At 59.1% G+C, this 20,911-nt stretch carries 20 protein-coding genes, 1 tRNA gene and 4 pseudogenes; 12 read left to right on the top strand and 13 right to left on the bottom strand.

All coding sequences use genetic code 11. From position 1 onward, the window contains the following. Window positions 1-63: 63 nt before the first annotated feature. Window positions 64-1,584 (bottom strand): NCS1 family nucleobase:cation symporter-1, encoded by a 1,521-nt coding sequence (locus B3361_RS02620; RefSeq protein ID WP_286920065.1) that lies wholly within the window; start codon window positions 1,582-1,584, stop codon window positions 64-66. 335 nt (window positions 1,585-1,919) lie between these two features. Between B3361_RS02620 and B3361_RS02615 the strand changes: the two genes are divergently transcribed. Further along, window positions 1,920-2,627, top strand: coding sequence for a murein L,D-transpeptidase catalytic domain family protein (locus B3361_RS02615; protein ID WP_177331323.1), 708 nt, complete (start codon window positions 1,920-1,922; stop codon window positions 2,625-2,627). A 27-nt stretch (window positions 2,628-2,654) separates the two neighbouring features. On the opposite strand, the gene B3361_RS02610 is transcribed toward B3361_RS02615, so the two are convergent. Then, complete coding sequence (locus tag B3361_RS02610; protein ID WP_054904204.1) at window positions 2,655-3,359, bottom strand: SDR family oxidoreductase; 705 nt, start codon at window positions 3,357-3,359, stop codon at window positions 2,655-2,657. A gap of 339 nt (window positions 3,360-3,698) precedes the next feature. Here B3361_RS02610 and B3361_RS02605 point away from each other — a divergent pair, with 339 nt between their 5' ends. The 10 genes from B3361_RS02605 (at window position 3,699) to B3361_RS02560 (ending at window position 12,559) form a co-directional block, all read left to right on the top strand. After that, entirely contained in the window at window positions 3,699-5,045 is a 1,347-nt protein-coding gene (locus tag B3361_RS02605) for a glutamine synthetase family protein (RefSeq protein ID WP_154211435.1), read from the top strand. 67 nt (window positions 5,046-5,112) lie between these two features. Next, window positions 5,113-5,907, top strand: a complete 795-nt coding sequence (locus B3361_RS02600) for a gamma-glutamyl-gamma-aminobutyrate hydrolase family protein (protein WP_286920064.1) — start codon at window positions 5,113-5,115, stop codon at window positions 5,905-5,907. Between the two features lie 13 nt (window positions 5,908-5,920). After that, complete coding sequence (locus B3361_RS02595) at window positions 5,921-7,279, top strand: aspartate aminotransferase family protein (protein ID WP_054904190.1); 1,359 nt, start codon at window positions 5,921-5,923, stop codon at window positions 7,277-7,279. Window positions 7,280-7,422: 143 nt separating this feature from the next. Next, entirely contained in the window at window positions 7,423-7,977 is a 555-nt protein-coding gene (locus B3361_RS02590) for a helix-turn-helix domain-containing protein (protein WP_009686321.1), read from the top strand. Between the two features lie 83 nt (window positions 7,978-8,060). Continuing rightward, on the top strand, window positions 8,061-8,570 hold the full coding sequence (locus B3361_RS02585) for a ProQ/FinO family protein (RefSeq protein ID WP_009686322.1): 510 nt from the start codon (window positions 8,061-8,063) through the stop codon (window positions 8,568-8,570). A 117-nt stretch (window positions 8,571-8,687) separates the two neighbouring features. Beyond that, window positions 8,688-9,119 carry a GNAT family N-acetyltransferase gene (locus B3361_RS02580; RefSeq protein WP_054904191.1) on the top strand — a complete coding sequence of 144 codons (432 nt, stop codon included), beginning with the start codon at window positions 8,688-8,690 and terminating at the stop codon, window positions 9,117-9,119. A 239-nt stretch (window positions 9,120-9,358) separates the two neighbouring features. Beyond that, complete coding sequence (gacA, locus tag B3361_RS02575) at window positions 9,359-9,997, top strand: response regulator transcription factor GacA (protein ID WP_003251380.1); 639 nt, start codon at window positions 9,359-9,361, stop codon at window positions 9,995-9,997. 5 nt (window positions 9,998-10,002) lie between these two features. Then, a complete protein-coding gene (gene uvrC, locus B3361_RS02570; protein ID WP_054904192.1) occupies window positions 10,003-11,826 on the top strand; it encodes an excinuclease ABC subunit UvrC in 1,824 nt (607 codons plus the stop codon). A 32-nt stretch (window positions 11,827-11,858) separates the two neighbouring features. Further along, entirely contained in the window at window positions 11,859-12,419 is a 561-nt protein-coding gene (gene pgsA / locus B3361_RS02565) for a CDP-diacylglycerol--glycerol-3-phosphate 3-phosphatidyltransferase (RefSeq protein ID WP_029885978.1), read from the top strand. A gap of 64 nt (window positions 12,420-12,483) precedes the next feature. Next, window positions 12,484-12,559 (top strand) — tRNA-Gly (locus B3361_RS02560). Window positions 12,560-12,661: 102 nt separating this feature from the next. Here B3361_RS02560 and B3361_RS02555 read toward each other — a convergent pair. Further along, a complete protein-coding gene (locus B3361_RS02555) occupies window positions 12,662-13,177 on the bottom strand; it encodes an autoinducer binding domain-containing protein (protein WP_054904193.1) in 516 nt (171 codons plus the stop codon). Between the two features lie 310 nt (window positions 13,178-13,487). Between B3361_RS02555 and B3361_RS02550 the strand changes: the two are divergent. Further along, a pseudogene (locus tag B3361_RS02550) lies at window positions 13,488-13,656 on the top strand (IS66 family transposase); the annotation flags it as partial. A gap of 7 nt (window positions 13,657-13,663) precedes the next feature. Here B3361_RS02550 and B3361_RS02545 read toward each other — a convergent pair. The 10 genes and pseudogenes from B3361_RS02545 to B3361_RS02495 form a co-directional block, all read right to left on the bottom strand. Continuing rightward, window positions 13,664-13,949: pseudogene (locus B3361_RS02545) on the bottom strand (phage baseplate assembly protein V); the annotation flags it as partial. Next, window positions 13,945-14,258 (bottom strand): annotated as a pseudogene (locus B3361_RS02540) (ParA family protein); the annotation flags it as partial. The pseudogenes B3361_RS02545 and B3361_RS02540, both read right to left, overlap by 5 nt. Beyond that, window positions 14,255-14,471, bottom strand: a pseudogene (locus tag B3361_RS02535) (AlpA family phage regulatory protein). The pseudogenes B3361_RS02540 and B3361_RS02535, both read right to left, overlap by 4 nt. A gap of 381 nt (window positions 14,472-14,852) precedes the next feature. Then, window positions 14,853-15,530 carry a LysR family transcriptional regulator gene (locus tag B3361_RS02530; protein ID WP_166524968.1) on the bottom strand — a complete coding sequence of 226 codons (678 nt, stop codon included), beginning with the start codon at window positions 15,528-15,530 and terminating at the stop codon, window positions 14,853-14,855. A gap of 555 nt (window positions 15,531-16,085) precedes the next feature. Continuing rightward, on the bottom strand, window positions 16,086-16,559 hold the full coding sequence (locus tag B3361_RS02525) for a DUF600 domain-containing protein (RefSeq protein ID WP_154211433.1): 474 nt from the start codon (window positions 16,557-16,559) through the stop codon (window positions 16,086-16,088). 631 nt (window positions 16,560-17,190) lie between these two features. Continuing rightward, window positions 17,191-17,622, bottom strand: a complete 432-nt coding sequence (locus B3361_RS02515; protein WP_054904195.1) for a tetratricopeptide repeat protein — start codon at window positions 17,620-17,622, stop codon at window positions 17,191-17,193. 1 nt (window position 17,623) lies between these two features. Further along, complete coding sequence (locus B3361_RS02510) at window positions 17,624-18,055, bottom strand: hypothetical protein (protein ID WP_202981498.1); 432 nt, start codon at window positions 18,053-18,055, stop codon at window positions 17,624-17,626. A gap of 8 nt (window positions 18,056-18,063) precedes the next feature. Further along, the gene (locus B3361_RS02505; protein ID WP_082414558.1) at window positions 18,064-19,149 is read right to left on the bottom strand and encodes a GH-E family nuclease; all 1,086 of its coding nucleotides are present in this window, start codon (window positions 19,147-19,149) and stop codon (window positions 18,064-18,066) included. Between the two features lie 4 nt (window positions 19,150-19,153). Beyond that, complete coding sequence (locus tag B3361_RS02500; protein ID WP_082414554.1) at window positions 19,154-19,510, bottom strand: DUF4150 domain-containing protein; 357 nt, start codon at window positions 19,508-19,510, stop codon at window positions 19,154-19,156. Window position 19,511: 1 nt separating this feature from the next. Continuing rightward, entirely contained in the window at window positions 19,512-20,867 is a 1,356-nt protein-coding gene (locus tag B3361_RS02495) for a DUF2169 family type VI secretion system accessory protein (RefSeq protein ID WP_154211431.1), read from the bottom strand. Between the last annotated feature and the right edge of the window lie 44 nt (window positions 20,868-20,911).

Below are 20,911 nucleotides of genomic sequence, written 5' to 3'. Positions count from 1 at the left end.
GTGGCCCTGCGGGCTAAGGGCCAGCATCACTTGGCCCTCATCAGTCGGCTGATCGTGCCCCGGTCAGTGATGCGCGCTATCCACCGCAATGCTCTCGCCGCTCACCGCGAGGTAGCTGGCGTTGCGGTTGGCGAGGGCGTAGTGGATCAGCCCACCCAGGCCGGCGCCGAAGAACCAGGAGAACTGCGATAAGGTGTCGAAGGCTGGCACCAGCGCCAGCACGATGGCGATCAGTGCCGCCGGCACGAATGCCGCAACGGCACGCAGGTTGACCCCGCCGCTGTAGTGGTAGGCCGCCTGCCTGCTTTCGCTGTACAGCTGCGGCAGGTTCACCCGGCTGCGGCGTACCAGGTAGTAATCGGTGACGATGATGCCGTACAGCGGGCCGAGCAGGGCGCCCAGGCCACCGAGAAAGTACACGATCACTGAGGGGCTGTTGTAGAGGTGCCAGGGCAGGATCACGACCGCAATGGCGGCACTGAGCAAGCCTGCGCGGCGGAAATTCAGCAGGTTGGGTGCCAGGTTGGTCAGCACGTAGGCCGGGGCGACGAAGTTGGCCATGATGTTCACTGCCACGGTCACGATCAGGAAAGCCAGGCAAGCCAATACCAGGCCGGCGGTGTTGGGGATGGCCGCAACGATTTCGGTCGGGCTCTGCACCAGCTTGCCATCGATGCTGAACTGCGCACCGGCCAGTACCACTGCAATCAGGGCAAAACCAAGCATGTTCACCGGCAGGCCCCAGAAGTTGCCTACACTGATGGTGCGCCGGTCCGGGCAATTGCGCGTGAAGTCACAGAAGTTGAGAATCATGGTGCCGTACAGCGAGACCCACAGCGCAGCAGCGCCGAGCACTTTCAGCCACATGGCAGAACCGGTCGGGGCATTGCCGCTGGACCAGGCGATCGACAAGCCGCTGCGCCAGTACATCCAGCCGGCCAGGCTGGCGAAGGCGACCAGAATGATCGGCCCGGCCAACGACTCGAAGCGGCGCACCATTTCCATGCCGTAGGCGAAGATCGCCACCTGCACGCACCAGATGCCGAGGAAGGTGACCCAGCCCAGGCTCGACAGCCCGAGGATGCTGTTCTGGTCGTAGGCCTTGAGTTCTGGGGCGATGGCGGTGAGCAGTACACGCAGCACCACCGAAGCCAGGTAGGTCTGGATGCCGAACCAGGCAATGGCGATCACCGCGCGGATCAGTGCCGGAATCTGGGCACCATGGATGCCGAAGCTGATGCGGCACATGACCGGGTAGGGCAGGCCGGTTTTCTGACCCATGTAGCCGGACAGGTTCATCAAGCCGTAGATCACCAAGACACCGAGGGCGAAGGCGGCCAGGATCTGCGCCCCGCTCATGCCCAGGGCGAACAGCCCGATGGCGAACGAGTAGTTGGCCATGTTGTGCACGTCGTTGGTCCACAGCGCGAACAGGCTGTAGCGACCCCAGGTGCGCTTGGCGGCACGGGTAGGGGCCAGGTCGGCACTGTACAGGCGCGGGCTCAATGTCACCTGGCCGGGATCCGCCGTGGCGGTGGGGCGTGCATCAAGCTGGCTAACATCGGAACGCGAAATCGACGCCATCGGGACTCCATGATGGTTGTGTACTTTTGTTTTTGGATTTGTATACAAACAAGATTCGTACCAATCGGTCAGGCGCAGGTAATTACAGCGGGTTGCCGGTCTCTAACCGATCATTGCCTAGCGGGCGCGTATTTGAGTTGGGAATTTTGTGCACATTTCAGGTGCGCATTTGTTACCCCGCGCGCCAAGCCGAGGCGCTTGCTGTGAACAACGCAGATACACTCAGGCCATTGGTCAGCAAATGATCGGCAAATGGCCTGAAAGCGAACACAGTAGCCGCATTTGGCTGCAAGCAACGGCTGCACAGGCCCGTTTTCCAACAGGGATCCGTATCGATGTTCACCTCAGTGCGCCGCGCTGTGCGGCTTGCGATGGCCATTGCCGGCCTGTTCATTCTCGGTGCCTGGCACAGCGCTCAGGCGCAGTCGCTGCCCAGTGCTGCCGAGCTGCAGCGGTTGGCACCCGCCGCCAGTCTGGCGACCTTGGCCCTGGCGCTTACCGCCTATCACTGTGCGAGCCAGGGGGGAGGGGACAAATTGCTGACCGTTATCGATTATTCCAGGGCCTCGCGTGACAAGCGCTTGTGGGTGTTCGACCTGCGCGCCAGGCAGCTGTTGTTCGAAGAGTGGGTCACCCATGGCAAGAACAGCGGCGCCGATCTGCCGAACGCGTTTTCCAACGCGCCGAACAGTTACCAGTCCTCCGTCGGCCTTTATGAAACCGGCCAGGCCTACAATGGCAAGCATGGGCGCTCGTTGCGCCTGCAGGGGCTGGAGCCAGGGTTCAATGACAACAGCATGGCGCGGGCGATCGTCATGCATGCCGCAGCGTACGCCGACCCCAGCGTGGTGCCTAGCCTCGGCCGCCTCGGGCGCAGCCAGGGTTGCCCTGCCGTGCGCCCGGCGATTGCCGAGAAATTGATCCACACGCTGCAACGCGGCAGCTACGTGTTCGCCTACTACCCGCAGCAGGCGTGGCTGAAGCACTCGCGTTACTTGAACGCCCAACGTTGCGTGGCAAGCCCATCGATCGCCGGCAAGTGACGAGGCGCGCTTACCTCGTCAGCAGCCTCACACGCTACGCGTCAGGCCGCCGTCGACCTTGATGTTCTGCCCGGTCATGTAGGCAGCACCCTCGCTGGCAAGGAACGCGATGGTGGCGGCAATTTCTTCGGGGGTGCCGTAACGCTTGAGCGGTACGCTGTCGCGGCGTTGCTCTGTGGCCGGCAAGCTGTCTATCCAGCCGGGCAGCACGTTGTTGATGCGCACGTTATCGGCGGCGTAGGTGTCGGCGAAGATCTTGCTGAAGGCCGCCAGCCCCGAGCGGAACACCGCGGAAGTGGGGAACAGGTCGCTCGGCTCGAATGCCCAGGCGGTAGAGATGTTGATGATCACGCCACCCTTTTGCCGCTGCATGTAGGGCGTCACCAGGCGTGTCGGGCGAATGACATTGAGCAGGTAAGTGTCCATGCCTTTGTGCCAGTCCTCGTCGCTGATCTCCAGGATGGGCGCACGTGGGCCGTGCCCCGCGCTGTTGACCAGCACATCGATGCGGCCCCATTTGCCGACCACAGCGTCTACCAGGCGCTGCAGGTCTTCAACCGACTGGTTGCTACCGGTAACGCCGATGCCGCCAAGCTCTGCGGCCAGGGCCTCGCCCTTGCCCGATGAAGAAAGGATGCCCACTTTAAAGCCATCCGCGGCCAGGCGCCGGGCTGCGGCGGCACCCATGCCGCTGCCACCAGCCGTGATAATTGCAACTTTGTCTACTGTCATGCTGCCTCCCAGTTTGGCGTTCATTTGATTGCGTAGGTGCTTCCACCATAGCAGCGCCCTCGGGTGGCAAGTGAGACAGTCAAGCTTCTCAGAGCCAGTAGTTAAGCTATTGGCTTGTTGCGCGTGGCAGGGGCCAAGTCGCGCAGACGCAGACCGGCGGCACGCAGATGATCTTGACGTGTGAAATTTTTAATGTATTTTTTCATGAAAAATATCTGCGAAAATTTCACGAGCGCCCAGGCTATTGAAGCCGTGCCAGAGGTTGAAGCCCTTGCAAGCGCGGGCGGCATTCAAGGGCGAGTCTTCACTTGAGTTGGTTCACCCCACAAGGACAAGAACATGAGTGCCCCCTCTGCGGATTTGCTGCTTGAAGTGCGTGCGTTTCGGGCGCAGCACCCGGCCATACGTTATGTCGACCTGATTGCGCTGGACATTCCCGGGCATTTCTACGGCAAGCGCTACCCCATCGACATGCTGGAAAAGGTTGCAGCTGGGGCACCGCTGAAGCTGCCGCAGAACTGCGTGCTGCTGGGTACCCAGGGCGGCCTTTACCCCATAGGTGACTACTGCTTTGCCGACGGCGACCCGGATGCTGTACGGCGGCTGGTGCCAGGTACGCTGAAGCCGGTGCGCTGGGAAAAAGAACCGATCGCCCAGATGCTGATCACCTCCGACGGCACCGCCAGGCCGATCGAGTTCGAGCCACGGGAAGTGCTGGCCCGCGTGCTGCAGCGCCTTGCCAGGCGTGGGATACGCCCGGTGGTGGCGTTCGAGCTGGAGTTTTACCTGTTCGACCGCGCGCTGGACAACGGCTTGCCGTGTTACCCGCGTGACACTGCCAGCGGCGACGCAGACGACCAGCCGAACATGCACATCGAGCGCCTCTCGCGCTTTTCCTCGGTGTTGCATGAAATGGTCGATGGCGCCAATGAGCAAGGCGTGCCGGCGAACGTGATCACTGCCGAGCTGGGCCCAGGCCAGTTCGAAATCAACTTCTTGCACAGCGACGATGCCCTTGCCGCGGCTGACTGGTCGGCACTGTTCTGCCGCAGTACCCGGGGCATTGCCCTGAAGCACGGCTACCGCGCCAGCTTCATGAGCAAGCCCTACCTGGATGCGCCAGGCAGCGGCATGCACGTGCACGTCAGCCTGTACGACAACGACGGCAACAACCTGCTCGCCGCTGCCGAACAGCGCAAGCTGCGCCATGCGGTGGCGGGGTGCCTGGAACTGCTGCCGCACTGTATGCCGATTTTTGCCCCCAACCACAATGCCTACCGCCGTTACGGTGCCATGGTCAACGCCGCGAGCAAGGCCAGCTGGGGCTTCGAAGACCGTGATGCGTGCATTCGCATCCCCGAATCCGACCCGCGCAACCTGCGCATCGAGCACCGCCTGGCAGGCGCAGATGCCAACCCGTACCTGGTGCTGGCGGCCATTCTCACCGGCATGGAGTACGGCCTGGAGCGGGGCGTCGAGCCCATCGCCCCGCTGAACAACGACCGCCAGAGCGGCATCGACTTCCCCAAGGACCCGCTCAGCGGCTTGGCCGCCATGCGTCATCACCCGGTGCTGGAACAAGGCCTGGGCAGCGAGTTCGTGATGGTCTATTGCGAAAACAAGTACCAGGAGCAACTGGACTTCATGCGCCACATCGATGCCCGCGAGTATCGCTGGTTCCTGTAGCGCCTGCGGTTCGCCCCCATCCCTTGCCAACCTAAACCACGCGCAATACCCATTGCCGGAGGACGCTATGCCACGTGTGCCCGTGATCGGCATCACCGCTTGCACCACCATGAGCGGGCAGCATGCCACCCAGACCATTGCCGAGAAGTATGCACGTGCGGCAGCCAAGGCGGCGTGCGGCCTGCCCATCGTGATACCCAGCCTGGGGGAGCTGCTCGACAGCGCCGACATCCTCGAGGTGGTAGACGGACTGATCTTTACCGGTTCGCCGTCCAATATCGAGCCGTTTCACTACCACGGCGCGGCCAGTGCCGAGGGCACCCAGCATGACCCGCTGCGGGACGCCACCACGTTACCGCTGATGCGCGCGGCGATCGCCGCCGGCGTGCCGGTGCTGGGCATCTGCCGTGGTTTTCAGGAAATGAACGTGGCACTGGGCGGCATCCTGCACCAGAACGTGCATGAGGCTGGCGCATTCATGGACCACCGCGAAGGCGCGGGCGAGCCGATCGACAAGCAATATGGCCCGCGCCACACCATGCATGTGCAGCCAGGCGGTTTGCTCGAACGCCTGGGCTTGCCGGCAGTGTTCGAGGTCAACTCCATCCACGGCCAGGGCATCGATGTGCTGGCGCCGGGTTTGAGGGTGGAGGCATTGGCGCCCGACGGCCTGGTGGAGGCGATCTCGCTGGACAACGGCCAGGGCTTCAGCCTGGCCGTGCAATGGCACCCCGAGTACCAGGTCATGGACAACCCGCAGTACCTGACCCTGTTCCAGGCGTTCGGCGCGGCTTGCCGCAAGCGCTCGCTGCTGCGCCAGAACCGCAAGCAACCCACCGCGCAGCGCGCCTGCGCGACCTGACGGAGTGAAGACGATGAGTGCACAGAATTCGCAGACCCAGGCTTGGCAAGCGCTTAGCCGCGACCACCACCTGGCGCCGTTCAGCGATGCTAAACAGTTGGCCGAGAAAGGCCCGCGCATCATCACCCAGGCCAAGGGCGTATACCTGTGGGATAGCGAGGGCAACATGATCCTCGATGCCATGGCTGGCCTGTGGTGCGTGGCGGTCGGCTATGGCCGCGATGAGCTGGCGGAGGTCGCCAGCCAGCAAATGAAGCAGCTGCCGTACTACAACCTGTTCTTCCAGACCGCGCACCCACCGGCGCTGGAGCTGGCCAAGGCGATCGCCGATCTGGCCCCGCCAGGCATGAACCATGTGTTCTTCACCGGCTCCGGTTCCGAAGGCAATGACACCGTGCTGCGCATGGTGCGCCACTACTGGGCGCTGAAAGGCCAGCCCGACAAGAAGGTGATCATCGGCCGCATCAATGGCTACCACGGCTCTACCGTGGCAGGCGCTGCCCTGGGGGGCATGAGCGGCATGCACCAGCAGGGCGGGGTGATCCCGGATATCGTGCATATCCCGCAGCCGTACTGGTTCGGCGAAGGCGGCGACATGACCGAGGCCGACTTCGGCGTGTGGGCCGCCGAGCAACTGGAGCGCAAGATTCTGGAGGTGGGCGAAAACAACGTCGCAGCCTTCATCGCCGAGCCGATCCAGGGTGCCGGGGGCGTGATCATTGCGCCGGACACTTATTGGCCGAAGGTCAAGCAGATCCTTGCCAAGTACGACATCCTGTTCGTGGCCGATGAAGTGATCTGCGGCTTTGGCCGCACCGGGCAGTGGTTCGGTACTGACTACTATGACCTTGAGCCCGACCTGATGACCATCGCCAAGGGCCTGACTTCGGGCTATATCCCGATGGGCGGCGTGATCGTGCGTGACGAGGTGGCGCGGGTCGTCAGCGAAGGCGGCGATTTCAACCACGGTTTTACCTATTCCGGCCACCCGGTGGCCGCGGCGGTGGCGCTGGAGAACCTGCGCATCCTGCGCGACGAGCAGATCATCACGCAGGTGCAGGATAAGACTGCGCCTTACCTGCAGCAGCGCCTGCGTGAGCTGGCCGACCACCCGTTGGTCGGTGAGGTGCGTGGCCTGGGCATGCTGGGCGCGATCGAGTTGGTAAAAGACAAGGCCAGCCGCACCCGCTACCCAGGCAAAGGCGTGGGCATGATCTGCCGCCAGCACTGCTTCGACAACGGCCTGATCATGCGCGCGGTGGGCGACACCATGATCATCGCGCCGCCTTTGGTGATCAGCCTTGCCGAGATCGACGAGCTGGTGGCAAAGGCGCGCAAATGCCTCGACCTCACGTATGAGGCTGTTCGCTGAGCGGCAGGTAGCCTCAGCGGGGCTGCAAAGCGGCCCCGGTTTGCCTGGCTGGCACGCGCAAGGCCTGGAAGCATTTTGCTTTGCAGGTTGAATCCTGTACTTTTCAGGGCATTGTTTTTCCGTCCGAACGTCGCGATTCAACTATGAAAGTGCACGAAGAAATTGAAGGCCTGGCAGTACTGATTCGCGACCTGCGCAAGTTCAAGGGCCTGACCCTTGGCGAGCTGGCCCAGCGTATCGGCCGCTCGGTGGGGTTCCTGTCCCAGGTCGAGCGCGGTGTTTCGCGCCCGACCGTCGCCGACCTGACGGCCATCAGCGAAGAGCTCGGTGTGTCGACTGCCTACTTCTACAAGCTGGCCAAGCCCCGCGAGCTCGGCTGGGTCACCCGCCCGCACGAGCGCCGCACCTTGCACCTGGCCGGTGGCATCACCGACGTGCTGGCATCGCCCAGCATCAGTGGCGCCTTCTCCATGCTCGATAGCCACCTTGAACCTGGGGCGAGCAGCGGCGAGGAGTACCTGGACGACAGTTCAGAGCAGGGGTGTTTCGTGCTCGAAGGCGAATTGACCGTGTGGCTCGACGGCGGTGAGCCCGTTACCCTGCGCGCCAATGACAGTTTCCAGCTGCAGCCACATGCCAGCTTTCGTTATGCCAACCTGACCGGCAAACCAACGCGGGTGTTGTGGGTATTCAGCTGATGGAAAGATGACCTGCAAACACTGGGGTGGCTGCATGGGTTATCCTTGCACCCCGCAATCAACCACAAGCAGTGAATTGAACGATGGGTTTTGAACAACTAGCAGAGCTACGCGACCGCCTGCGGGCGGAGAAACAGCAGGTAAAGGCCGAAAGCGCGAAACAGCCAAAGCGCAAGCCGTCCCCGCAGGCGAAGCCGCGCGAACAGGATCCGGCGGTCGCTGCGATCTGGCCTTTGCAGAAGCATTTTCCCCTGGCCTTCCCGGTCAACCCGGCCCCCAAGGTGCCGCTCAAAGAAGGCATCTTCAAGGATGCCGAGCAACACCTGGAGCTGCTCGGGCTTACCCGTGAACAGCTGAAGCTGGGTATTTCCACCTGGTGCCGCGGCGCCCGGTACTGGGCCAGCATGGTCGAAAATGCACCGCGCCTGGACCTCAGTGGCCAAGCAGCGGGTACCGTGACTGCTGCACAGGCACTGCATGCCAAGCAGCAGGCTGCGCGGCACCGCAGCCAGGAACGCCGTAACCGGGCGAAGGCCAAGGCACAAGCTGCCGCCCCTGCCGCCGAGCCTGCTGGCGAGCAGCCTGAGGCCTGACCCGGCCCCTCGCCAACCTGGCGAACCTACTGATCGCCTCCATGCATCGGTGCCTGGGGCTGCCCTGCTGGCCAGCCCCGGGCACAACGTCAACCGCGACCGTGAGCGTTGATTGACATGTGCCTGCAACTGATCCCTGCCACTACCAGCCACTGCACCTTCGCCCGCGACCTGACTCGCCGCGCCATGCTGCCTTATTACGGCCAATACGGTCTGCTTTGGGTGGAAGACGCCTTCGACCAGGCCTGGGGCTGGCGCGAGCAGTGGTTGGTGGCAGATGGCACCGCGGTGCTGGGTTACTGCAGCCTCAGCCAGGACCGCCAGGCCCTGTTCATCCGCGAGTTGCATTTGCTCCCCGAGCACCGCGGGCGCGGTGTTGGCAGTTTGGTGCTGGAGCAGTTGGCACTGTGGGCCAGGCAGCGGCAGTTGCCGCTGCTCAGGCTGATGGTGTTTCGCAGCAATCCGGCACGCCGCCTTTATCAGCGCCATGGGTTTATCGAGATGGGTGAAGACGATTGCTTCGTGCGTATGCAGCGCGCTATCGAGTGATCGCCAGGCGCTGGCGTGTCCAGCGCGAACGGCGCAGGCATCAAGGATCCATATCGACGATCAGCCGGCACGTTGCCTACCTGCTGGCGCGCTTGACGGGTCATGTTAAACCCCGGTATACAGTATGGATTCTCACAGTTGAGCGTCGGACGTTTCTGACGGAAGTAATGCGTTAGGCCCACTGTGAAAAATTTTGTTAAGGTGGCGGGATCCAATCGCCCTGCTGATGAGGTGTGTGCTTGATTAGGGTCTTAGTCGTCGATGATCACGATCTGGTACGAACCGGTATTACGCGCATGTTGGCCGACATTGACGGCCTGCAGGTGGTGGGTGAGGGGGACTCGGGCGAGTCGGCGCTCAAGCTGGCCCGTGAGCTGAAGCCAGATGTGGTGCTGATGGACGTGAAAATGCCCGGCATCGGCGGCCTGGAAGCCACTCGCAAACTGTTGCGCAGCCACCCGGACATCAAAGTGGTTGCAGTCACCGTGTGCGAGGAAGACCCGTTCCCCACGCGCTTGCTGCAGGCCGGCGCTGCCGGTTACCTGACCAAGGGCGCAGGGCTCGATGAAATGGTCCAGGCCATCCGCCTGGCATTTGCCGGCCAGCGCTACATCAGCCCGCAGATCGCCCAGCAGCTGGCGCTCAAGCCGTTCCAGCCACAAGGCTCGCCGTTCGACGCCTTGTCCGAGCGGGAAATCCAGATTGCCCTGATGATCGTCGGTTGCCAGAAAGTGCAGATCATCTCCGACAAGTTGTGCCTCTCGCCCAAGACCGTCAATACTTACCGTTATCGGATCTTTGAAAAACTCTCGGTCACCAGCGACGTCGAATTGACCTTGCTGGCCGTTCGCCACGGTATGGTTGACGCAAGCCTGTAAACCTCATGTCCCAAGTTTTTGATGCCAGCGCATTCCTGGCGACCTGCAGCGGTCGCCCCGGCGTTTATCGGATGTTCGACGTCGACGCCCGCCTGCTGTATGTGGGCAAGGCCAAGAACCTGAAAAAGCGCCTGGCCAGCTATTTCCGCAAGACCGGCCTGGCCCCCAAGACCGCCGCGCTGGTTGCGCGCATTGCCCAGGTCGAGACCACCATCACCGCCAATGAAACCGAGGCGTTGCTGCTGGAGCAGAACCTGATCAAGGAATGGCGGCCGCCCTACAACATCCTGCTGCGCGACGATAAGTCCTACCCCTACGTGTTCTTGTCTGACGGGGAGTTTCCCCGCCTGGGTATTCATCGGGGCGCGAAAAAGGCCAAGGGCCGTTACTTCGGCCCATACCCCAGCGCCGGCGCCATACGTGAAAGCCTCGGCCTGTTGCAGAAGGCCTTTTCCGTGCGCCAGTGCGAAGACAGCTATTACGCCAACCGCACCCGGCCCTGCCTGCAGTACCAGATCAAGCGCTGCAAAGGGCCGTGCACCGACTTGGTAAGCGCCCAGGAATATGCCGAGGACGTGCGCCATTCGGTGATGTTCCTGGAAGGGCGCAGCCAGCAGTTGGGCAATGAATTGAATGCCGAAATGGAGAAAGCCGCCATGGCCCTCGATTTCGAAAAGGCCGCCGAACTGCGCGACCAGATCAGCCTGCTGCGCCGCGTGCAGGACCAGCAGTACATCGAAGGTGGCACAGGTGATGTCGATGTCATCGCTGCCTTCGTCAACCCGGGTGGCGCCTGCGTGCACCTGATCAGCGTGCGCGGTGGGCGGGTACTGGGCAGCAAGAACTTTTTCCCGCAGGTGGGCATCGAGGAAGACCTGGCCGAGGTCATGGCCGCTTTTCTTTCCCAGTACTACCTGGGCAATGCAGAGCGCGAATTGCCAGGCGAGTTGATCGTCAACGTTGTCCACGAAGACTTCGCCGCCATTACCGAGGCCCTGCACACGTTGCGTGGGCGCGAGCTGACCATCAGCCATCGGGTAAGGGGCACCCGTGCCCGCTGGCAGCAACTGGCCGTGACCAACGCCGAGCAGGCGCTCAACGCTCGGCTGGCCAACCGTCAGCACATGGCGGCCCGCTTCGAGGCCCTGGCTGAGGTCCTGGGCCTGGACGAAGTGCCGCAGCGCCTGGAGTGCTACGACATCAGTCACTCCAGTGGCGAAGCCACCGTAGCCAGCTGCGTGGTGTTCGGCCCCGAGGGGCCGATCAAGTCCGACTACCGCCGCTTCAATATCGAAGGCATCACCGCTGGCGACGATTACGCCGCCATGCACCAGGCCCTGACCCGCCGCTATGGGCGTATCAAGGACGGCGAGGGCAAACTGCCCGACGTGCTGCTGGTGGACGGTGGCAAGGGCCAGCTGAACATGGCCCGCGATGTGATGCAGGAGCTGGGTTTCAGCGAACTGACCCTGCTGGGTGTCGCCAAGGGCGTCACGCGCAAGGCCGGTTTCGAAACCCTGTACCTGAACGACGTGCACCATGAATTCACCCTCAAGGGCGATTCTGCGGCCTTGCACCTGATCCAGCAGATCCGTGACGAAGCACACCGCTTTGCCATCACCGGCCATCGCGCCCGGCGTGGCAAGGCGCGGCGGGTGTCCAGCCTGGAAGATGTTGCTGGGGTAGGGCCAAAGCGCCGCCGCGACCTGCTGAAACATTTCGGCGGGCTGCAGGAGCTCAACCGCGCCAGTATCGATGAAATTGCCAAAGCGCCCGGCATCAGCAAAAAGCTTGCCGAATCAATTTATGCCAGCCTGCATAGCGAGTAGAATGCCGGCTCAACTTGCGGCCAGTCGTACCGATGAATATTCCTAACTTGCTCACCGTTCTACGCGTCCTGCTCATCCCGTGCTTCATTCTGCTGTTCTACATGCCGTACCAGTGGAGTTACATGGCCGCCAGCAGCGTGTTCGCGGTTGCCGCTGCCACCGACTGGCTGGACGGCTACCTGGCGCGGCGCCTGCAGCAAAGCACGCCGTTCGGTGCCTTCCTCGACCCGGTGGCCGACAAGCTGATGGTGGCGGTGGCCCTGGTGCTGCTGGTACAGACCCACGCGAATTTCTGGCTCACCCTGCCGGCGGCGGTGATCATCGGCCGTGAAATCGTGGTTTCGGCACTGCGCGAGTGGATGGCCGAGCTGGGCGCGCGGGCACACGTGGCCGTGTCCAACCTGGGCAAGTGGAAAACCGCAGCGCAGATGCTGGCGCTGGTGATCCTGCTGGGCAACCCGCCAGCGGTGACCTTCTGGGTGATCCTCGGCTATGCACTGCTGTTGGTGGCGGCGGGGCTCACACTGTGGTCGATGGCGCACTATCTGCTGGCGGCCTGGCCGCACCTGCGCGAAGGTTCGGAGCAGAAGTAAAAGTTTTTTTGAATCAAGGGGTTGACGCGGTTTTTGAAATCGCTAGAATGGCACCCATCACGACGCGGGAATAGCTCAGTTGGTAGAGCACGACCTTGCCAAGGTCGGGGTCGCGAGTTCGAGTCTCGTTTCCCGCTCCAAATATGGATTTACAGGTTTCAATTGAGGTCTGTAAATCATCGAAAATAGACGCTTCGGCGTCTTTTTTCGTTTCTGTCAGCCACGAAATTCCAAGTACATTTTCAATTACAGCGATTTCGTTGAGCTGGGTTAAAGGCCGGCCCATGTTCGCGTTCAGCCAGGCCTGCCTCCCGGGCGGCTGCCAGGTGCAGGCGCTCACCCAGCCACATGACCCACGCGGCTTTTTCGTAATGCTCGGTGATCGACAGCCTGACATGAGGGCGCAGCAGCGTCAGGCTGCTGCGGCCGCTACCGTCGTGCAGCGGCTGGATCCAGCCGTAACGCAGGCCCAGAGCATAGGCCGTCGCCCATGAGCCGGCGGCAGACTGGAATGCGTTTTCGCTCCACATCACGGGCATGTTCGAGTAGTGGCGAGTGTCTGGCCGCAAGTCCAGTGCTGCCTGGACCAATTGCGTGCCCTGTGGCGGAAGGTTGCCTGCGCTGAGCTGATGGTTCTGGCTGCTGTAGGTAAAGCTGTAGAAGGGGAACGCCAGTTCTGCAGCGAGGGTAGGCAGCTGCTCGAGCAGCGCTGGCAGGTCTTGCAGGCGCTGCCAGTCCGCCGCTGTTCGGTTAATCATCGCACCTCCGTTCAAGGCAGCCCCGACGTGATCTGGAGGTGTCGTATCCAGGACGAAACTAACCGTAAAACGAGTATGAGCGTTAAATCCTACTCAATTGGTCAACTGTAGCGCCACCGCCGCGATCAAGCAAAGCGCCAGACTGTTGAACAGGGCACATAACGCTGAGATCGCGTAGAGGCGGTTTTTGCCTCGGAGTGTTTTGATCGGTGCCAGCGGCTTCCTCCTGCAAGCGGATGAACTGGCTGCCTTTGTGGAAGACACGGCTCACGCGCCAATGATTCTGGGCCAATTGAAACGCTGGCTGTACAACGGTGCGGAGCGTGCGATCGAGCCATTTGTCATCGGGCGCAGGGCACGGCTGTTCATCGCTGCGCCCAAGGCCGCCAAGGTCAACGGCCAGGAGCTCTATGCGGCTACACTACGTACCTGAGCGCCTGCCTTATGCGTCGTTGTTCGCTGACTATGCCCTTCTGCCTGGAACTGGATTACGTCCTGGCCGATACGCGGGATGGCCACCGCTCCCCAATTGCCACCGGCCCAACCCTGGGATACCCGCACCCAGCAAGAGCTGAGTTTGTTATTTGTTGCTTTCCCGGTCCCATGGGAAGCTGACCATGACCCGGCCCCATTCATCGCAATAGATCTCCTCACCAGGCGGCCCGGCGACGGTCGCCATGTGCGGGCCGTCCACACGGGGCTTTTCGAGCGGAGGGGGGCACCACTCGGTTTTGGCGGGAACAAGTTGGGCGGTTTGCTCATAGCGCGTGCCTTAATGGACGCCAGGTTCCTGAGCACTGCAGGGTGCCCCGGCTCAGTCCGCGGGCCGCGAAGATCTCCGGCGTGACCGGCGACAGCACCAGGTCGGACGCCAGAATCGCCATCTCCAGCAGTACGTTGCGTGCGCCCTGTGTATCGATAACAACAGGTGGTAGTGTGGCCGGAACAGTGACCGCAGGTTACGCAGCCGCAGGCGGCCATCCGGTACATGCAAAAGTAGGGTGTTCAACTGGCCTTGCATATCATTCGACACCACCAGGTCCAGGCCCTCGATGGCGATGCGGCAGATCAGTTGCCTCAGCCGCGTGGCGAAACGCGGTCGATCAGCCAGCGCTCGACCTTTAGGGAATCCCAGCCGACCGCACGGATGCCAAGCTTGATGGGCTTGGGGAACTTGCCCTGGGCGATCAGTGCGTAGATGTGCACGCTTGAAGCCGGCCTTACGCTTCACGTCGGGGCGGCGGAGGATGCGGTGTTCGGTGTCGAGCACCGAGGCTTGGATGGGCTGGGTCAGCTTTGACTCTCCTGGACGTCCGTTGACATCGATGAGGATGTGCCCGCATTCAGCGCCTGCCGCAGCCATCGCGCAGCAAACAATGCGGAACACGCTCTCACCGGATAGATGACCGCGCCGCGCTCACAAGACGTTAAGCAGAGATCCCCTACAACTTAGCCGGTGTCTTCTGGCATCAGTGCGGGGTAGCCGCTATCCGCAAGGCTCGATGGATAAAGCGCGCCAAGGGCGTGCCAGGTTCGTACGTGGCCTAGAGCAGATGTGTCGATACGTGAACCGCCTCACCGGCCAGAGGCCGCAGCACGATGTCTTCGATGTCGTGCGCCTTCAATTGGGCCGTACAGCTCAGTCCCACGGCATATCCACCGGCCACCAAAGAAATCAACATCTCCTGGCTGCTAGCCTGGGCCGCCACGGTGAGTGATGTGCCTCCCCGGCCAGTAGCGATGAAACCTGCTGATGCAGCCCGCTTTGCAGCTTGGGATGGAACAGAACCAGTGGGCACGCTGCCAGTTCGGGCAGGGGCACTCGTTTGTGGACCAACAGCGGATGGCGAGGTGGGAGGGCGACTACCAGTTCGGTCTGCCACAGCGTTTCGCTGGACAGGCCGTGGGGTTCGCCGGGGGCACAGGCAAAGCCGACATCGAACAGGTTGTGTTGCAGGCCTTTGAGCTGCTCGGCCAGCGGCACCTCGAACAGTTGCAGGTTAATGTCGGGCTCTTCCTCGCGGCTGCAGGCCAGGCGCTTGGGCAGGATGCCGTCGGAGAGGGCAACGTGCAGTGTCGCGAGTGAACCTGCAGCGGCTGCCAAAGTCGCACTGCGGGCCTGATCAACCAAGCTGAAGATCCGCGGGGCGGATTCTGCCAGTGCTTGGCCAGCAGCTGTCAGATTCGTTCCGATACCGGCGCCGCGCTCGAACAAGGTCACTCCTAAATCATGTTCCAGGTCACGAATCGTGCGGGAGAGTAGGGATTGTTCGATATGCAGGCGATCAGCCGCGCGGGTGAAGTGACGTTCTTCGGCGACGGCGAGGAAGCATTGCAATTGGAGCAGGTTCATCGTGCGCCTCGGGGATGCAACTGCCATTGATGAAAACCAACTCTCGTTGCAACGTTAGGATTGAGGCATTTGCTGCCCAATCGCTGGGAAGGCATGCTGACTACGAACATGATGCTCCAACTGTGATCAATGCAGGCAGACCGCTGCTTGCAGTGCAGAGCATGACATCGTGGGTTGGAACCCCTCAATATCCAAACCGTTGCTTACGTACCAAGGTCGATTTCCCCTGGCAAGGGGCAACTGCGGTCTGGCTTGAGAGGGTGCCAGCAGGCAGAGTGCTGAGAGCTATTCAATTCTGTCGTATATACGTGGTTAGGTCTCCATATTCTGTAGGGGATTTCTTTCTGGTTGAAAGTAAAAATTAAATTGCCTGGGAAGTTCTTACAAAGACAGCAGTGTAATAGTACGATTACATAAGTTTTGCTGTATGGCTCGGGGCGAAAACAGTCGTCAAGGTTATGCTGTTTCGCCCCTTCTGTTGTTGGTGGGTCCATGTAATGAAAGGGTGCAGTGATTTATTGATGAAGCTGATGTGCTGATAGCCGAGATTTCATTTTAGGCAGGCCCCAGACTTGACTCACCTCTTAGCTCGCTTGAATACCACGCATCGAATACGTTTCCTGGTAACAGATCTGGGGTGTCGGTGAAGACATTATCGTATCGTAATTTTGCGCGAAATCTCCCACTTTTTACATCGTAATGCAATCGCATTTCTGTGGGTGTTTTAACTCCGAATTCGAGACATTTTTCTTCAATGGCTTCGATGTTATCTAGTCCAATATCCAGCATCGCGTCTTGCCGTTCTTCTGAGTCGTCATATTTAGTTTTGCCGGGGTTGACGGCAGAATTGATCTCTTCTTTTCTCACTATTTTACCATTGATTTTATAGAATACATCGAAAGAGGAGGTTCCTTCTTCGGATGCAGCATGGACGAAAACTTCGTCAGCTTTATTGTCTACGTATTCAAGTGCTATGCTTATCATGTCTGCCTGGTGTTTAGGAAGATGATCTTCAAGTTGTTTGTTCATTGGCTGGTTTTTTTGTTTTATGCTTACTAATTCAGTGGCTTAGTCTGTGGTATGTTTTTATTAGATCGCCAAGTTTGGCTGGTGGTCCTGGGTTATTTGTTGCTATTCTGGTATGCCTCGTCATGGCGCCAATCGCCATAAATAGGAGCCGCTTGCCGCTCTCGATAAGTAAATCAGATCTATCGACGCAGGAATAGCTCATCTCCGCTTCGTCGAATTTATTGAACTTGGCTGTGGGTCAGATAGTTTGGCGTATGGTAAAGTCTGCGATGCACTAGACCTACGCCCAATTGTGGGAATAATTCAAGTAGATGGCCCTGAATGTCCTTCAAGAGCATGACCGCCACTGCTGAGATTCCAGTTCCATCGCCTTTTCAGAAACAATCAACTTGACATTGTATATTGGTAAGTCCCATCCGAAAATTCTACCTAGCGGTTCCTGATCGCCACCTGGCTCTGGTCTTCACGTCCAGTTGGTAGCGGACGGTAAGCTTTCGATTCGACTCTTTTGACGCGTGAAGTTCGGCTCGAATTCTCGGAGTTGTGCAGTGTGAACAATGGACACCTCCCATCCAAGATGCATCCTCCTCCTAGCGGTAAGGATGCATCATGAGCTTGTGGCGTTGAAAAACTAAACAATAAGTTTCTGGTCTTTCAGGATATTTAGCAGCTCAGCGCCGCCTGCATCTGCAAGGAAAATGTCCTTTCCATCGAGCATGTAGGCTTTCAGGAGGGATTCTAACCCTGCAGTCGAGTTTCCAAGGGCTAGTTGGCACTGTCCCAATCGATAATGTATGAATGGATTTTCGATTCCGCCAGGGGCGTTAAGTGCGTCCTGGAGGCTGCTGGCTGCGAGCAGATAGTTCTTTTTTTGAAACTGAGCATCCCCAATTGATGCAGATAGCCACATAAATGCCTCCCATTCTACGGACGGCTTGGGGAGTAGATCTAGGGCCTGGCTCCACTTTTCAATGGCAGCGTCAAATTTATCGTCGTCCATGAGGGTATTACCCTGCTGGGATAGGCTGTCGATGGCAGCGTAAGTCTTCTCGCTGAGCTGCATATTATTTTCCTTTCATACGTTCTAGTGTGAAGTCAAGATACTGCTTGTCTTCCCCTTCAAATGGTCGCTTGCCATATTTGTGATATTGAGAATGAAAAATTTCGTAGGCTTTTTCTAAGTCATTTGCCACGTAATGAACTGTCGCTGTTAGGAACTCAATGTCTACATCTTTTGTAGTTCCATAAGCTTTTTCCATGACATTGACCCAGTTTCTGGCCTTCTCTACTTGATGAGTATCCCTAAAAAATTTGACCAACCCTCTCGACAGTATTTGAGCATAGTCATATTCAAGCTTGGGCTCGGGTATTGCTTCCCAGCAGCCTAGAAAAAATCTTTCCGCTTCATTGGTGTGCCCGTCAATCCACGCTTTTCTTCCGGATTTCCCAAGGGCTTGTATTTTCTCTTCAATTTCACTGCTTAGTTTTTTCTTCATTATGATCTCTATTTTAGTGGGGGCTTGTATGTTTCACCCAGCCTAGCACCTGCCGATCTATTGAGGGAATAGTGATCCATAGTATAATTTCTTGAGTCTAGCATCCACTTTCTAACCTCAGGGCTTTTCGCCCCAAATTTCCTTCCTGTTTTATTCCACCAGCTGACAGCGTCTGTATTGTGGGCCATGTCTGCTTTAGACAAATCATACCAATTGCCGTTGGATGCTTGGAATATGGGTTCTCCAGTAAGCGGGTCTGGTTTCAGCTTTCCTTCCGCCCTCATTCGCTCTTGAACCTCCCGGCCAGTCCTAGAACTCTTGCCGGGTGTGCGGCCAAGATACTGATCTCTCAGCCTTTTAGGGCTGGCTGCTACTTTCGCTCCGGTTCTTTCAGCTACTTCTCCCGCAGCATCGCTCGAAATCTCTCTCGTTGCTCGTTCAGTTCCTTCTTTCGCGGCTTTTGCCGAAGCTTCAGCGACAGCTTTGGCGCCGTGGCGCTCGATCTTACCTGCTGTACCCAAGTATCCTGCGAAGGGGATAGCTGATAGCAGAGACAAAGCTGCCCCCGCATAGTCACCGCGCGAGAGGCTGATTCCAGCGTTCGCCACATCGGCAAGCTCACCCACGATAGGAATCAGGCCAATAACGTCAAGCCCCATCTGTACAGCGTCAAGGATCTCATCATCCGTAAAGCCTTCTGCCGGCGTTTCGCTCTCCACCTCCGGATTTGAGTGCTCAGCATCATCGCCACTTGCGGCGGTTTCGCCATTTACTCGGCCCAAGGTGTTACCGTTGGGTGTAGTACTTGCGCCACCTAATCCTTTGTCTAGAGAGGGATAGAGATCAGTGTATTTGGGTATGTCGTCTAGATCCGCCAGTTCCTTATGAAACGCTTCCTGGCGCAAATCTTCATATTGCGCTTCAGTGAGTTCCAGAGATTTTCCCCACTCATTCGGGCCGTCAGCGAAATCCACCAGCACCTTGCCGGTGCCATCTGTCTGCACGAATATTCTGTCGGGACCATGCGACATCTTACGCAGCGGCACCTCATGGACTTGAACAACAAGAGTGTCGAGTTGAATGGGATCGCTCATCGCATCAACTCCCATTCATCCAGAACAGGTCGCCATGACGAACCAGTTGGTGCCTTTCTGCCCGCACGGAACTGCTGTGCTCCAGCGGATGACATTTGCCTTCGACAGTGCCACTCTTGACCCCTCTGGCTTTGCCAGCTTCGTCTCCAATAGTTTTGGGAGTGAAACTGCGTTTGTAGACCACTAACGGATGGCCATTCGCGCGTACGCTAGTGGCGACACCGGCGCTGGTATCGAGTTCGGCGGTGACCGGGTAGGGAACGGGTGGGATGCTGCTACCCATGGGCGTTTTGCAAACATCGGGAGCGATGCTGATGACAGTCCACTTCGTTTGTTGACGAGCCGCGACGTTCTTAGCCATATCAGGCACTCTCCCGGATATGGCGAGGTTTACGCCGGATGATGGGGGCGTCCGGGTTAGTCTCGAAGCGCGCTTCAAGTACCCGAATGTCGAGCGACCTAGGTAGGCTGATGCGGTGGGTAATCGATAGCGTCATAGCATCTGTATCGATACGCAGTGTGTCGGTGAGCATCGGCAGCGGTATCATCACTCCGCTGGTCATGCGTATGAGTACGAAGGGGCGATGGCCAGGTAACTGGACCTTACAGAGCCCGTTTTTGCTCAGGGCTGGAGAAGTAAGGTTGAACAGGGCAATGTGAGCATCAGGCGTGGGAAAGGGTATTTGCTGGTCGGCGGGTGCGCCGTTCCAATAAGAAAAATCGAAGTCGTGCGGTAACTCTGGCCATAGGCTTTCTTCCCAATCCTGGTCATAGGTACCAGCAAGCTTTAAGCGTGGTGCCCAAGCTCGGCCTACGACACCAAACCCTGCGGGAGTGCAGCCGTAGGTGGCGGCTAGCTTGGCCATTGCCGATGCATCCAGAGGCCCATTTGGATGTTTCAAACGCAGTAAGCGCTCAACAGGGGCGTCCAGGTGTTCTACTTGAGGGGCTGGTAAGCGCGCCAGTTGCTCACCGGTTTGCTCATGATGTATTCGCTCGTAGCGTTGCTCCAGCCAGCCGCAACCCAATGGGTTACTAAAGCAGACTTCATTGAGCAAGAACTCGGGCGCATTTGGAATGTGCCCGAACTGCGGGTTAGCGATTTGGCTCGATCCACCAAAAGCCTGTTCCCAGCGCAACGGAACGCATTCGGCGGGATCTGGCTCGGTGAGGTGCCAGCCAAGGAAGGTGCGGTGAAACTCACGATGGCCGGTGAAGCGAAGCGTTTTACCTAGTAGTAGAAGCGGTGTGAGTTGTTCTCTGTTGCGCTGTCGCACTGCAAGTATAGCGGCTTGGTGTTCCTGCAGTTCATCAGCAGTTAGGCAAACGCCTGGAGCTCGCTTCGGAGGCAGCGGATCGACGATTTCTAGTCGAGGTCGAGTTGAGGTAATGCGTAACCCAGCTTCCCACGTTTGAGCTGGACGCCCCTCGGGAGCATGAGAGTGGCCAACAACAACTACATCACAACGCGGTTTGAAGGGCGCAAGATCGCTTTCCTCAAGGACAGAACTGAATCCAGGCTCGTCATGATAGGTATCAGCTCTGCATAAGGGGACCGGATCTTTATCCATCACGACAGCATCGCATTGTCCGGGTCTCTCTTTGATCGGTTCAAGGCGGTATCCAACTTTCATTGCAATAACGGGATGTTCCTGACCGTCAGGTGCGAGCGCACTGAAGCACATGACGTCAAACGGCGTCAGGTTGCGAAATTCCATCCTGGGTTACCCCTTCAGTTAAGATCGACATCCTTGCCGTTGAT

It is taken from the genome of Pseudomonas sp. UBA6699 (assembly GCF_002454615.1).
Lineage (GTDB): Bacteria > Pseudomonadota > Gammaproteobacteria > Pseudomonadales > Pseudomonadaceae > Aquipseudomonas > Aquipseudomonas juntendi.
Note: the sequence above shows the minus strand (reverse complement) of the source record. Positions and strands in the feature narration are given on the sequence as shown.